13 protein-coding genes are annotated in these 13,601 nt (G+C 45.2%); 7 read left to right on the top strand and 6 right to left on the bottom strand.

Annotated features, from left to right (window positions below):
- Positions 1-191 precede the first annotated feature (191 nt).
- Together cbiM and MSMTP_RS02510 are read left to right on the top strand one after the other, a co-directional pair.
- Entirely contained in the window at positions 192-857 is a 666-nt protein-coding gene (gene cbiM, locus MSMTP_RS02515) for a cobalt transporter CbiM (RefSeq protein WP_048177600.1), read from the top strand.
- Complete coding sequence (locus MSMTP_RS02510) at positions 854-1,159, top strand: PDGLE domain-containing protein (protein ID WP_048177598.1); 306 nt, start codon at positions 854-856, stop codon at positions 1,157-1,159. The genes cbiM and MSMTP_RS02510 overlap by 4 nt, the downstream gene beginning before the upstream one ends.
- 185 nt (positions 1,160-1,344) lie before the next feature.
- Here the strand turns inward: MSMTP_RS02510 and nth are convergent, their stop codons facing one another.
- Both nth and MSMTP_RS02500 read right to left on the bottom strand, forming a co-directional pair.
- Positions 1,345-2,049: an endonuclease III gene (gene nth, locus MSMTP_RS02505; protein ID WP_048177596.1), complete on the bottom strand. Its 705-nt coding sequence runs from the start codon at positions 2,047-2,049 to the stop codon at positions 1,345-1,347.
- Positions 2,050-2,348: 299 nt separating this feature from the next.
- The gene (locus tag MSMTP_RS02500) at positions 2,349-3,701 is read right to left on the bottom strand and encodes an NAD(P)/FAD-dependent oxidoreductase (RefSeq protein WP_048177594.1); all 1,353 of its coding nucleotides are present in this window, start codon (positions 3,699-3,701) and stop codon (positions 2,349-2,351) included.
- A 456-nt stretch (positions 3,702-4,157) separates the two neighbouring features.
- Here MSMTP_RS02500 and purH point away from each other — a divergent pair, with 456 nt between their 5' ends.
- The 3 genes from purH to MSMTP_RS19875 all read left to right on the top strand — a co-directional run bounded on the left by purH (position 4,158) and on the right by MSMTP_RS19875 (position 7,251).
- Complete coding sequence (gene purH, locus MSMTP_RS02495) at positions 4,158-5,774, top strand: bifunctional phosphoribosylaminoimidazolecarboxamide formyltransferase/IMP cyclohydrolase (RefSeq protein ID WP_048177593.1); 1,617 nt, start codon at positions 4,158-4,160, stop codon at positions 5,772-5,774.
- 691 nt (positions 5,775-6,465) lie between these two features.
- Positions 6,466-7,065, top strand: a complete 600-nt coding sequence (locus MSMTP_RS02490; RefSeq protein WP_231582895.1) for a winged helix-turn-helix domain-containing protein — start codon at positions 6,466-6,468, stop codon at positions 7,063-7,065.
- A 27-nt stretch (positions 7,066-7,092) separates the two neighbouring features.
- Entirely contained in the window at positions 7,093-7,251 is a 159-nt protein-coding gene (locus tag MSMTP_RS19875; protein WP_231582984.1) for a transcriptional regulator FilR1 domain-containing protein, read from the top strand.
- On the opposite strand, the gene MSMTP_RS19605 is transcribed toward MSMTP_RS19875, so the two are convergent.
- Positions 7,208-7,414: a hypothetical protein gene (locus MSMTP_RS19605; RefSeq protein WP_197076203.1), complete on the bottom strand. Its 207-nt coding sequence runs from the start codon at positions 7,412-7,414 to the stop codon at positions 7,208-7,210. The genes MSMTP_RS19875 and MSMTP_RS19605 overlap by 44 nt on opposite strands.
- A 122-nt stretch (positions 7,415-7,536) precedes the next feature.
- Positions 7,537-8,460: a UbiA family prenyltransferase gene (locus tag MSMTP_RS02485; RefSeq protein ID WP_048177591.1), complete on the bottom strand. Its 924-nt coding sequence runs from the start codon at positions 8,458-8,460 to the stop codon at positions 7,537-7,539.
- A gap of 605 nt (positions 8,461-9,065) precedes the next feature.
- On the opposite strand from MSMTP_RS02485, the gene MSMTP_RS02475 reads away from it, so the two are divergent.
- Positions 9,066-9,497, top strand: a complete 432-nt coding sequence (locus MSMTP_RS02475; RefSeq protein ID WP_048177588.1) for a methyltransferase dimerization domain-containing protein — start codon at positions 9,066-9,068, stop codon at positions 9,495-9,497.
- 140 nt (positions 9,498-9,637) lie between these two features.
- On the opposite strand, the gene MSMTP_RS02470 is transcribed toward MSMTP_RS02475, so the two are convergent.
- Together MSMTP_RS02470 and MSMTP_RS02465 are read right to left on the bottom strand one after the other, a co-directional pair.
- Entirely contained in the window at positions 9,638-10,495 is an 858-nt protein-coding gene (locus tag MSMTP_RS02470; protein ID WP_048177585.1) for a class I SAM-dependent methyltransferase, read from the bottom strand.
- Between the two features lie 230 nt (positions 10,496-10,725).
- On the bottom strand, positions 10,726-11,328 hold the full coding sequence (locus MSMTP_RS02465; protein WP_048177582.1) for an acetate uptake transporter: 603 nt from the start codon (positions 11,326-11,328) through the stop codon (positions 10,726-10,728).
- 258 nt (positions 11,329-11,586) lie between these two features.
- Here MSMTP_RS02465 and gpmI point away from each other — a divergent pair, with 258 nt between their 5' ends.
- A complete protein-coding gene (gene gpmI, locus MSMTP_RS02460; RefSeq protein ID WP_048177581.1) occupies positions 11,587-13,146 on the top strand; it encodes a 2,3-bisphosphoglycerate-independent phosphoglycerate mutase in 1,560 nt (519 codons plus the stop codon).
- Positions 13,147-13,601 lie beyond the last annotated feature (455 nt).

The raw sequence follows: 13,601 nt of genomic DNA, 5'->3' as shown, positions 1-13,601 counted from the left end.
ATCTGCAGGCTTACAGGATATGAGTAAATTAACTAATCATCGAAAGAAGTAATATCAAAAGATATTTATGTAATACGAATCTACATTAACAGTGTTAAGTAACGCTGTGAAGATAACACTGATAAAATTAAATAACGGGATAAAAACGGGCAGACCTGAAAATGGGTACATAAAAAAATGGAGGGAAGAATTTGCACATACCTGATTCATTCATACCTTTAAGCCAGGCAATAGTTTACTGGATTATTGCTCTTCCTTTTATCATAATGTCTATGAAGTGGGCAAAAAATGAACTTGACGAGATGAAAGTACCGATTCTTGCTGCCCTTGCAGCAGGAATCTTTGCAATCCAGGCAATGAACATTCCCGTCGGGATGGGGACAAGCGGGCACATGGTTGGGGCAACCCTTGTGGCTATCGTCTTTGCCAGCCCCTGGGCAGGCGTCCTGGTCCTTACCCTCGTGCTGCTCGTGCAGGGCTTCGCCTTTGCAGACGGGGGAATTACCACTATGGGCGCAAACATCCTGAACATGGGTGTAATCTCCGGTTTTGTCGGATATTATACGTACGTCATGCTCCGCAAGAATATGAATGTGAACATTGCCGCCTTCGGAGGCGCCTGGGTAGGGCTCTTTATCTCGGCAATAGCCTGCGCAGTCCAGATGTGGCTTGCAGGGACCTTTCCCCTGGTTCCGGGCCTCATGGCAATGGGCACCTATCACCTGATCATAGGCTTCATCGGGGAAGGACTGATCACTGCAGTTGCAATCTCTGCAATAGCCAAATCCCGCCCTGATCTTCTGGAAGACAGTTTTGCCGCAGGAAACGAAAGACTTGACATGGAGGCCACGGCATGAGCGGGAATTCAAACATGAAATTCCTCTACGCAGGGATTGCAATCGCCCTGCTGCTCTCAGCCCTTGCCCCTTTCCTTGCCTCCTCGGACCCGGACGGGCTGGAAAGCGCAGCAGGAGGCGTGGTAGAAGAAGTCAGGATGTCCGAACTTGAAGAAGCAGAACCTGCAGTTGGCTCACCCATGCCGGACTATGCAATTGAGGGCATGGGCAAAGGCGGGGAAGTGGCAGCAATTGCCATTGGAACCCTTGCGGTCCTTGCCATAAGTTTCGGATTCGGGAAAGTGTTCAACAAAAAAGCCTGAAACTTCCTAAACCGTTAATTTTGCGATAAATTTTGCGATAAATTGGACCTACAACCCCCCAAAACAAGAGAAAAAAATCATTATCTCTTCCGGGCAAAACCCGGGAGAGAAATGATTCAACGACAGCACAAAGTTACCTAGAGAAATAATCCGGAAAAAGTTATCCGAAAAATTGTCCGGAAAAGTCACCGGTCCATGAATATAAGACTTGAAGGACACAAGTTATTAATTACACACTCCGAGCACTTCGGTTTCCGGGCAGTACATACTTTTCTTCCGTGAAGGATCAGGGTCATAGAAAGCGAATCGAATTCATTTTTTGGGGTAAGGGCCATAAGGTCCTGTTCTATTTTTACGGGATCGGAATTATTAGTAAAGCCCAACCGCCCTGAGAGCCTCTTTACGTGGGTATCTACCGCAATACCTTCTATTACCCCAAACCCTCTTGAAAGTACGATATTTGCGGTTTTACGCCCGACCCCGGGCAGGGTTACGAGCTCTTCCATGGTATCCGGGACTTCCCCGTTATAGCATTCCAGAATAAGCCGGGCAGCCGCGATAATATTTTTTGCCTTGTTCTTGTAAAAGCCCGTGGAATAGATATCTTCTTCGAGTTCCCCGAGATCCGCATTTGCGTAGTCCTCCACAGTCCGGTATTTTTTAAACAAATCTTCGGTCACCCTGTTGACCTGCGCATCCGTACACTGGGCTGAAAGGACGGTGGCTACCAGGAGTTCGAGGGGATTTCCGTAGTTAAGGGCTGGCTTTGCATCCGGGTATTCTTCCCGGAGAATAGACCAGATTTTGTTGAAGTTGTGACGGTTGTCAGGAATTTTGAATTCTTCATCGGAACCGGGGTTTTTGGTTTCTTTTCGGCTTTTTGAGGGCATGAAGCGGCACCTTTCAGGATTGAACCTTGATTTTCGAGTAAGTTTGAAAAAATATTGAAATATGCTAACAAAATATGCTAACAAAATATGCTAACAAAATATGCTAACAAAATATGCTAACAAAATATGCTAACAAAATATGCTAACAAAATATGCTAACAAAATATGCTAACAAAATATGCTAACAAAATATGCTAACAAAATATGCTAACAAAATATGCTAACAAAATATGCTAACAATCCATTTCCGGAACTGGTATTTACAGGTTTGCGGGGAAAGTCATATCATGAAAACTGAATCATACCATGTGCACTATATCCGAACAAATTCCGGGATACGCATACACGATTTTCTTGAGGTCCGAGGCTTTTAAACCCAGCCGCATTACCATGGCGAAAATGTTGATCGCTTCTTCGGCGTTAGGGCCAAGGATGTGGGCACCCAGGACCCGGTCGTTTTCCTCATCGATAATTACCTTTGATGCCGCAAATTCAAGGCCAGTCCGCCGCGTGGAATACCAGCTGCTCCGGTCCCTGAAGACCACCTTATATTCCTTACTATCTATGGGCGCAGTGATCCCCACGGAAGCCATTGTAGGAATTGTAAAGACAGCACTCGGAACGCCTGTATAATCTGCCTCAGCAAGGTTTCCGTCCAGGATGTTTGCCGCCGCAACTCTTGCCTGGAGACCGGCGATAGGGGTCAAGGGCATTCCTTCCGAAGTGCAGTCTCCCCCTGAATAGACCCGTGGGTTTGAAGTCCGCATGTGCTTGTCAACTTCAATTGCCCCGTTCTTGATCCTGACCCCGGCATTTTCCAGTTCCAGGCCTTCGATGTCAGGGACCCGCCCTGCACCATGCACAACCATATCCGCGACAAAAGTATGAGTTCCGGTGTGGGTTTCGGTTTTGAACTCTGTTTTGACCAGGAAATGGGCTCCTTCTTTTTCCACCGCAATCACGGGATTCTCGGGGAGTACCTCGATTCCTACGGCTTTGGAAGCTTTGAGGAGTGGATCCACAAGGTCAGAGTCAAAACTCTTCAGGACCCTTTTACTCCTGTGCAGGATTACGACTTCGGACCCGGCTCTCCGGGCAATATGGGAAAACTCGAAGGAGATGTAACCGCCCCCGACAAAGACAATTCTTTTGGGCAGTTGTTCCGTTTCCATGAACTCTTCGCTTGAAGTAAGGTACCCCTCACCCGGGATGTTCAGTTTGCGGGGTTTTGTCCCGGTGGCAACGAAGATGTATACCCCACGGAGCAGGTCTTCCCCCACGGCAACGGTGTTTTCATTTTCGAAGTAAGCCTGCCCGTGATACGTATCGATCCCCATCTCAAAGAGACTTTTCTCTATCTTCCGGGAGTAGTCCTCCGTAAAAGTCCTTTTGAAGCCGATGAGAGAGGGCCAGTCAATGCTCAACAGCCCCTCAGTACCTGCCCCTTTGCCTATGAGCCTGTTGTTCCAGTCCGTAGCCTCGGATGCGCTGGCAAGTACTTTTTTCGGGTCGCAGCCTCTCAGCGGGCAGGTCCCCCCATACTCCCTGCAGTCGATGATAGCAATGTTAAGTCCTGATGACGCAACTTTGTATGCAAGGGTTGTGCCAGCAACCCCACTTCCTATGATTATGATATCGTAGTCCCTTTCCATCCGACACCCCTTCTTCTGCTTCGATAACCCCTTAAAAAAACCAAAAATTCCGGAAAAGCTACTTTATCCTCTATTTCTAAACAATAAGTATTTCACCTGAACCTTTTTCCTTAAAGGTGATACTGAATGGGAAACCGCCGTAGGGGGAAACACACGGGGTGGAAAAAATAACCAGAGAAGAAAACAACCATAGTGGGAAACGGGACGAATGGAAAAAAATAAAATGAGGAAGGAAAAGGCTCTGTATGAAAATCCAGAAAGATTTCAGAAAAAGACTTTAAGAAAGGCCTTTAGATCCTTAAAGTGGGAGAGATCCACGTACTCACGTTAACAGAAATAAAAATCAAAGGAATTGTACCCCGATTTTGTCTTGGAGCGGAAACTCTTTTTATATAAAATATGTTGACCAAAAGCTATATAGGTAGGGATTTTTAAACCAAGTATATTGGTGATTTCTTGGTAAAAAGGGCACTGCTCAGCGTCTCAGATAAAACAGGAATCGTGGAATTCGCACGTGGGCTCGAAGAACTTGGCGTGAAGATTATCTCAACAGGCGGGACAGCGAAGATCATTCGCGACGCCGGTATTGAAGTTACTGATGTTTCGGAAGTCACGGGCTTTCCCGAGATGATGGGAGGACGGGTCAAGACCCTGCACCCAAGGATCCATGGGGGCCTCTTATGCCTCAGGGAAAGCGAGGAACACATGGAAGAGGCGTCGAAAGAAGACATCTCCCTCATTGATATGGTGACCGTAAACCTCTATCCCTTCGAGGTCACGGTCTCGAAAGAAGGTGTGGAACTGGAGGAAGCCATCGAAAACATCGACATCGGCGGCCCTACCCTGCTCAGATCGGCAGCCAAGAACTACCGCTCGGTGACAGTACTCTCTGACCCCGCAGACTACGGGCATATCCTGAAAGAACTGCGTTCCAGCGGGGTTATTTCCGATGAAACCCGGGCAGGACTTGCGGTCAAGGCCTTCAGGCATACTGCAGATTACGACGCAGCCATCGATACCTACCTGAGCAAAGTTCTTCTCGGAGAAGAAGTGCTACGCCTGAAGTTCACCGACGGCACGAAACTCCGCTATGGAGAAAACTGGCACCAGGAAGCCAGTTTTTATAAAGAACCCCGGCAGGAAGGACCGAGCCTGGCAAAAGCCGTCCAGCTGCACGGAAAAGAACTTTCCTTTAACAACTACGTGGACGCCGACAACGCCCTTCAGACAGTCAAGGAACTGGGAAATGCCACCCCGGCTGTTGCCATTGTAAAGCACAACAACCCCTGCGGACTTTCCACAGGAAAAACCCTCCTGCAGGCACTGCAGGCTGCCTGGGACGGGGACCCCATCTCGGCTTACGGGAGCATTATCTGCACAAACGAAACCTTCGACCTTGAAGCTGCCCAGCTCCTGAACGGGAAATTCGTGGAAATCATCCTTGCCCCGGATTTCACACACGATGCCCTCGAATACCTGAAAAACAAGAGTGCTAACTTAAGGCTCCTTAAACTGCCCGATATAAGGGAAAGTTTCGGGACGAATTGCACCTACAAATACATAATCGGAGGCATGCTCAAACAGTCCCGGGACATAGGGATCTACGAGAAGTGGGAATCCGTTACAGAGACCCCCTATCCCGAAGAAAAGCGCAACCTATCGGAATTCTGCCTCAAAGCCTGCAAAGCCACGAAATCTAACGCAGTCATAATTGCCCACGAATACGAACCCGGTTCCTTCATGGTGCTGGGAATGGGCGCAGGACAGCCGAACCGCGTGGACTCCATCCGCAAACTGGCAGCCACAAAGGCAATCGAAAACCTGAAGGTTATCTACGAGCGCGAAGAGCCGGGTATTTCCTTCGAAGAGTACTGTAAAAATATCCTGTCCGAATGCGTGATGGTCTCAGATGCCTTCTTCCCCTTCGACGACAGCGTAATCCATGCCTCAGAGAACAACATCCGCTATATCGTATCTCCCGGCGGGTCCATTAGGGACGGAGAAGTTATAGAAACCGCAAACCGGCTCAATGTATCCCTGGTTTTCACCGGTATGCGCCACTTCCTTCATTAAATTTAAAAATCGAAAAGCTGCAAAATCCAAAATGCAGCCTTCCCTGTCGGAAATGGCAGGGAACCATTTCACTATTTTTGGACATACGAATTTTAATATGGCTTTAAAATACGAATTTTAACAGACAGGTTTTAGCATACAAATTTTAACGAAAGCTCTTTTTTCGAAAAAAATTCAATACACAGCATTCCACACACCTTGCACTCCAATTACAGGTCTTTTCCTAAAAATCGTTTATAAGATACCGAATATACAATAAATCCAAAATGAAAAAACTGTTTTAATCACTGATTTCTTTGAGAGAGAAATCATTTTTTTAGATCCAATTGAGGTATATCAGTAAAATAACTGTACACCAATAATATAATAAAATTAGTTACGAAGTATATAAAAATAATAATAATGTAATCTAATAGTTTGGGACTACCGCTTCAGATTATCTGTGAAAGATAAAAAATACCAGAGAATATGTAACACTCCCAAAAAAGATAATATAGATTGAATTCATATACCATTCTAGCAATAGTATACGACTAACATATAACAGCCACCGCGAAAAAATATAACAAATGAAATGAAAAAGAGATGAATAAAACAAAAAATCCCTTTAATTTAGAGATATCACCTGGAAGACTTATTCAGGAAGACGGGATTTACCATCACAAAGTTAACGAAATGAGGGTTGATCAAAGTGAAATCCAACGGATTATTAAGTATCCTCACATTTTCTGAAAAACGAAAGGACCTGCTCTTCCTTATTCAGGAGAGTCCAAGGACCCTTTCCGATATCAAGGAATATTTTGATGTAAGGTCTCCTGAGATTCTGCCCCGTCTGAAGGAGATGGAAAATGCAAACCTGATTTTCCGGCAGGAAGGAATGTACTGGCTGACTCCTCTCGGGAAGGTTTCAGCAATGTATTTCAGACCTTTCCTGGACACCCTTGCCGCCATAGAAGCAAATGAAAACTTCTGGAAAGAGCACGATCTTACAGGGGTTCCCGAAACCCTGCTTAACAGAATCCAGGAACTCAAGGAGTGTAGGGTTGTAAGAGATGAACATGAAAACATCTATGACTCTCACAAAACATTCATAGAAAACGTACAATCATCCACCCGTCTCATGGGTTTTGCGTCAATATTCCTCCCCCACTACCCCCAGATGTTCCTGGATGTGGCACGTAAGGGCATCCCAATCTCCATAATCGTAACTCCAAATGTTTTTTTCAAGCTGAAAAGCGAATACAACACTGAAATCGAAGAATACCTGGAATACAAAAATACGAGCTTTTAAGTTTACGACAATGCCAGGGTCGCTTTTATCGTAACAGACCGCTTTACATCCCTCTCCCTTTTCTATAAGAACGGCACCTTTGACCCACGAAACGACCTTGTCGGTTTCGATGCACTTGCTATCAAATGGGGAGATGACCTTTTCAAGCACTACAAAGAAAACTCAGTAGAAATAAAGAACCTTTAAAAACCGGAGCTTGTAAAAGTTTCCTTTTCCCCCGAAATAGGAGCAGGGGAAAGAAGAAAGGACAGGGCCAGAAGACCATTTGATCTTCTGCCAACTCTATTTTTAAAATTAAGGGAATGTTATCCGGGTTTCCGGTCACAGCAGTCAATCCCCTTTCCTTCATGAGGACACTCCATCCCTTACAGGATAGTGCAGCCTTCACAGGGATATCTTATCTCTAAAAGGAATCATCCCACCAGCATAGATCAGATGCCAGTTAAGGTCGGATTTCAGATAAGGAAATCTTTAAGCCAGGAAAGCCCCCGCGACTGCCCTCAACCCTACAATTGATGTTGATTCCCCGTCCACCATAAAGGTCCTTTCGAGTTTCCGGAAAGGAAGTTCCTCTTCTTCAGTCCGGGTGTAGTTTTCGATACACATGAGTCCGCATACGAAGCTGTATAGAAGGATGAGAGGTTCGAATGCAACCAATCCCTGAATTAGCGCAACTCCGAGTACCATGTGAGAAGTCAAATGAAGTGTGATGAGAAGATTGCGGGTATTTTGTTCCCCCAGGGCAACCGGAAGGGTCCTGATGCCCGCAAGGGTGTCTCCCTTGACATCCTTGAAGTCATAGATTGCAGAGTTAATGAAGAGTTTGATTCCGAAGAAGGCAAAGACCAGAATAACAGGCAGCATATGAGTGGAACTTCCTCCGGCAAGTCCGGCAATGAAAATCCCCCAGGTAGCCCCCACAACAAGGTTTTTGACCCCGAGTCCTCCCTTGAGTTTCAGGGAAAATTTACCGAAATTTATACCTTTACTATAAAGATAACCGGTTATAAAAGGCAAAAACGCGAGTGCACAAAGCCCTTCTTTTGCAAGAATAAAAACGCCGATGACAAAAGCCAGAAGAGAAACAGCAAGTGCAACCTCCCGCTTCGAACCATTTAATTCCTTCCGGTTAACGGAATCTTCTGCGGACTCCAGGGCCCGGTCCAGGGTGTAGACCGTATAGATCACAAGGCCACCTGCAAAGCAGGTAAGCAGACTGGACGTTATGTGCAATAACAGAAAAGCTAAATGAATCCGGAGAGCCCCGGAAAAAGCAACAAGTACAGAACTTTTTAATAACTCAAGGGTAGCATTTTGCTCCCCGAATTCTGGCACGTTTGTCTTTCTATGCCTTAAAACCTTTTCAAAACTTCCCAAAAATATATTAGAGTTCATAAAGCTAATACTGCATCACAGTTCGATATAATTAATCGAATAGAATATTGAAGGAATGGTATAACATGTAGAGAACAAACCAACTAAGAAAGGACCTTGATAATGGTTATAACAATGGTATAATAAATATTATTACGATGTATTAAACTGGAAACAGGAAAAAACATTATACCAATAAACTAACAAACAATAAATAATGAGCAGTGTTTTTTCAATTTTTTGAGCAGGTATTTTCAACAAAAGTAAAAAATAATCAGTATAAAAATAGGGGAGATTGCACAAAATATTCCGAAAGTTTTATCTTTGACAACGCCTTATTTCAGAGAGCACATCATAAAAAATATAAAGACATCGAACATATTTTATATAATGTTGGTTGGTCCTCCAGCGTAAAGACCAGTTTACTCCAAAGGACCATAAATGGAAGAGCCCTAGAAACCCGAAAAATAAAAACAAAAAAACAAAAAACCCACACCGAGATAACCCCCAGAAAACCCATAACTGATATTTTTGAAAAATTGGAGAACTGTCTTGGCAGGAAGAAATACGGGTAAAACGTAAAGAATCTTCCAAAAAAAACGATTAAAGCCAGGTGGTAGATAAGATTGAATCCGGTAAAGCTTGCAGAGAGGATGCTGTCTTCTGCAGACAGTAAAAAATTCCTGCGGGAAATTGCAATGAACTATGAAGAAGGACAAATTTTCCTGACGGCAGTAGAACTTGGAATTTTCACAAAATTGATAGAACCAAAAAGTGCGAAAAACCTCGCAGAAGAACTCGGGACTGACTCCCGGCTCACGGCCAGGATTCTGGACGTGCTGGTCTCCGTCGAAGTCCTGAAGAAAAGAGAAGAAATTTACACCACATCCCCCATGCTGGCTCCCTTTCTGCTGGAAGGCAACCCTGCTTCGTTCAAGAGCTTGAATTTTTCACATAAGGAAGGGACGGGGGTAAAAAATAAGAACCTGTTTGAAGAAAAAAAGCTGCATAACAGCTGTGAAAACCAGCAGAGAAACCCCGTCCTCGGATTTAATTGAAGGTCTACAGTGATTGAAGGGATATGGGCCATGGAGATAACAATTAAATGGATATTGAATGTTTATATGGAAATTTAATACATATTAAACCATAAAAATGCAAACAAGAGGAAATAAACATAGATAGTCCCCCCGGAGAATCACAGCTTATTGTCATCTCGGCCCCGGTTTTTCCACCACAATTTTACCCTTGTACTCCAGCCCCTGTGCACAAGCTTTCCGTTTTCTTTTTCAAGTATCTCATTGAGATAGTCCCTGAGAATCCCTTCCTGTTCTTCCGACATTATGGCATAATTGGGCTTGAAATTCTCAACAGCTTCATCCAAGCTTGCAAAGCTCTGGATGTGTTCAAAGGGGAAAACCTTCATATTGGGATGGATGCCCAGCCCATAGAGCACATTGTAAAGGACATCAACTTTGGGGCCCTGCTGGTATTCACATCCGTGCAGAGAGGGCCAGAGCATTCGGGAGTGCATGTCCCAGGAAGTTTCCCCTGCAAACCAGTAGAGATAGATGTACCCCGAAGAGACTTCCATCATTTTCCGAATTGAAGCACGGATATCCTTCATTCCGAGGGAGTAGGAAGCAAAAACCACGTCATAAGGCCCATAGAGGTCCGTTTCGGAATCAACGGCTTCCCAGTCTTTGTGTACACAATTTATATTCTCAATTCCGTAAGCTTCGATATTCTCCCTGAGGACGCTCACCATCCCGTCAGCAGGTTCCACAGCGGTGACGTGATCAACCTTTTCTGCGAGAGGGACTGCAAGAGTGCCTGGACCCGCCCCTATGTCAAGAACCCGGGATTCGGGACTTAAGGCCATCCCCCGCATACATTTTTCCATCCGGCCCCAGTTTTTTAGCGACATCTCCCAGAAACGCCTTGCACTTTCTTTTTCCTGCCAGATGCTCCCGGGCCCGGTATTGGGGCAAGCCCTTTTCTGGGCATCCATTTTTTCTTTCCACACTTCATTCCAGTCAATATTCTTTGTGTCCATTTTCTTTCCTCAATCGTTTTCCCCGAAATGAGCCCACGTAATACAAATTTACGGATAAGTATTAATAGATAAATAATTTTCTAAAAAAGATTCCAAAAATTTCTAAAAGATACGGAAAATGTAAAAAAGAATATAAAATGGCATGTGGAAAAACGGTGTAGAAAAAAATGTGGAAAAAGATCCGGGCAGAAGACCCGGAAAAATTGTTTAATATAAAGGTAATGGTGTTTTTAGAGGGGAACCATCTTTTTCCCGTACATCTCGTTCAGTACCTGGCCGAGGGCCGCATAAATAGCTGTAAAGCCACAGAAGATTCCCTCAAATCCGGCAATTCTGAGTATTGCTGCACTTCCCAGGTAGTTACCGGCGGCAAGCAGGAAAAACAGAATTGTAAGGGTCAAGAAAACAACCTGCAGTGCCCTGTTAGCTTTCAGAGTACCTATGAACATGAAGAAAGTAAACAGGCCCCACATAAAGAGGTAGGCTGCAAAAGCCGTTGAGGCAGGAGCCAGACCTTCCGCCCATTCAAATCTGGGGAGCAAGACAATTCCAACAAGGGTGAGCCAGAAAAGCCCATAGGAAGTGAAAGCAGTAGCTCCGAAGGTATTACCTTTCCTCCATTCCTCAATCCCTGCAATTACCTGGGCCAACCCACCGTAAAAGAAGCCCATGGAAAGAATCACTGCTCCGAGATTATAGAAACCTGCATTGTGTATGTTCAAAAGCACCGTGGTCATTCCGAAACCCATCAGCCCGAGGGGAGCCGGGTTCGCAGTAAAGTCCTGGACTTTTACGTGCGTAATATTCATAATGTCTTGAATTTCCTCACTCATAATAGTCAATCCTCCTTGCCTGTTACTCGGAGATATAATCCCCTTACCTGTTACGCGGGGAAAACAATTTATTTTTTATATAGATGTTAACGGAGACTCTGCGAGAATATTTGCGATCCCGTTTTTACCTTTTGGGGAATTATGTAATTATTAATACTTATATTTACGGACTTCCATTATATTTTCAATACAATATAAATATATTACACATATTTTCATAACAAGCTTTTTATCGACGGATGCGGAAATTCCCTGCATATGACTCAAGCAAGACGACCTCTCATGCTCATGATCCTGGACGGCTGGGGCTACCTGCCCGAAGGGGAAGGAAACGCAGTCCTGGCAGCCAGAACCCCGAACCTTGACCGCCTGGTGGAAAAATACCCGTCCTGTTTTTTTGAGGCCTCGGGGGAAGCCGTGGGACTGCCCAAAGGGCAGATGGGGAATTCGGAAGTGGGACACCTTAACATCGGGGCAGGGCGTGTCGTGTACCAGGACCTTACCCGCATCAACCTATCTATCAGGAACGGGGACTTTTTCGAAAACAGCGTGCTTCTGGATGCAATAGAGAACGCTAAAAGCCATGACTCAGGCCTGCATCTCATGGGACTTGTCTCCCATGGGGGTGTACACAGCCACATGACCCATCTAAAGGCCCTTATCCGGCTTGCAAAAGAAAAAGGGCTCAGAAAAGTGTATATACATGCATTTCTGGACGGGCGGGACGTGCCTCCCAGGGCAGCCCTGGAAGACCTCAAAGAACTCGAAGCCTTCTGCAGGGAAGGCGGAGTTGCAAAAATAGCTACCGTATCAGGGCGCTACTATGCAATGGACCGGGATCGGCGCTGGGATAGGACAAAACTCGCCTACGATGCCCTTACCCTTGGACTTGCACCCTACAATGCCCCTGATGCAGTTGCCGCAGTCTCCGAAGCCTATTCCAGGGACGAGTCCGACGAGTTCGTAAAACCGACAGTAATCACCGATGCGGCAGGGAACCCGACGGCCACCGTCCGGGACAATGATTCCGTAATCTTCTTTAATTTCAGACCTGACCGGGCCCGGCAGCTTACCTGGGCTTTCGTAAACGAAGACTTCGAAGACTTCCCCAGAAAAGCCACCCCGAAAGTGCACTACGTTTGCATGGCCCAGTACGACGAAACCCTGGACCTGCCAATCGCCTATCCTCCCGAAACCCTGAAAAACGTACTTGGGGAAGTGCTGAGCAAAGCCGGAATGACACAGCTCCGCATAGCGGAAACCGAAAAATATGCCCATGTGACCTTTTTCCTTAACGGGGGAGTCGAGAAGTGCTATGAAGGAGAAGACCGCTGCCTGATCCCGTCCCCAAAAGTCGCCACCTACGACCTGCAGCCCGAGATGAACGTCTACGAGGTAACAACAGAGATAATCAAAAGGATCGAGTCTGGAAAGTACGACGTAATTATCCTGAACTTCGCCAACATGGACATGGTTGGCCACACAGGGATTTTCGACGCTGCGGTCGCAGCAGTGGAAGCCGTGGACAACTGCGTTGGAAAAACCATTGAAGCCCTGCAAAAAGCGGACGGGGTGGCAATCATCACCGCAGACCACGGGAATGCCGAACAGATGGAAAACAGGAAAACAGGAGATGTCCACACAGCACATACCTCAAACCCGGTGCGCTGCATCTACGTGGGCAACGACGAGGTCGATACCCTGAAAGACGGGAAACTCTGCGACCTTGCCCCAACCCTGCTTGACCTGCTGAATATCCCGAAACCTGCAGAAATGACCGGGGAGTCGATAATAATAAGAAAAGGAAACAAACTTTGAGACTTTTATTTATTCCTTTCTTTATTCACATTTCCCCATTCATTTCGTGATCATGTAATTATCTTCACAATTTTTAAATATTTATCTTGTTAGCCACCACATAATATTTCTTTTTTTAGATTGTAGCTCTACATAATTTTGTTTTGGTAAGCATGTAATCCCACCACATTTTCTTTTTTTCCGACTTTCCGTCTCAATATATTACATGATTTCCCACATAATTTTTTACATAAACTTTTAAGTTTTACACAGTTTCGCATATATCCACAGAATTTTATATCCACCCACAGAATTTTGCATTCACCCACTTAGTATTGTATTTATCCGGACGAAGCCAACTGTTTTTGACTACGTAAACCATGTCGGAGTCAAACTATTTATATAATTATGAATATAAGTTTAAAAAAAATAATAATGATAATATACATTTGCTTTTTGGATATCAAGTAAAGTGT

Origin of the sequence: Methanosarcina sp. MTP4 (assembly GCF_000970045.1) — an archaeon.
GTDB lineage: Archaea > Halobacteriota > Methanosarcinia > Methanosarcinales > Methanosarcinaceae > MTP4.
Note: the sequence above shows the minus strand (reverse complement) of the source record. Positions and strands in the feature narration are given on the sequence as shown.

What these genes read in the sequence shown, in the direction of transcription:
- MSMTP_RS02510 (WP_048177598.1), top strand. Translation starts at nt 854, where the DNA reads ATGAGCGGGAATTCAAACATGAAATTCCTCTACGCAGGGATTGCAATC.
- nth (WP_048177596.1), bottom strand. Translation starts at nt 2,049, where the DNA reads ATGCCCTCAAAAAGCCGAAAAGAAACCAAAAACCCCGGTTCCGATGAA.
- MSMTP_RS02500 (WP_048177594.1), bottom strand. Translation starts at nt 3,701, where the DNA reads ATGGAAAGGGACTACGATATCATAATCATAGGAAGTGGGGTTGCTGGC.
- MSMTP_RS19605 (WP_197076203.1), bottom strand. Translation starts at nt 7,414, where the DNA reads ATGAAGGAAAGGGGATTGACTGCTGTGACCGGAAACCCGGATAACATT.
- MSMTP_RS02485 (WP_048177591.1), bottom strand. Translation starts at nt 8,460, where the DNA reads ATGAACTCTAATATATTTTTGGGAAGTTTTGAAAAGGTTTTAAGGCAT.
- MSMTP_RS02470 (WP_048177585.1), bottom strand. Translation starts at nt 10,495, where the DNA reads ATGGACACAAAGAATATTGACTGGAATGAAGTGTGGAAAGAAAAAATG.
- MSMTP_RS02465 (WP_048177582.1), bottom strand. Translation starts at nt 11,328, where the DNA reads ATGAGTGAGGAAATTCAAGACATTATGAATATTACGCACGTAAAAGTC.
- gpmI (WP_048177581.1), top strand. Translation starts at nt 11,587, where the DNA reads ATGACTCAAGCAAGACGACCTCTCATGCTCATGATCCTGGACGGCTGG.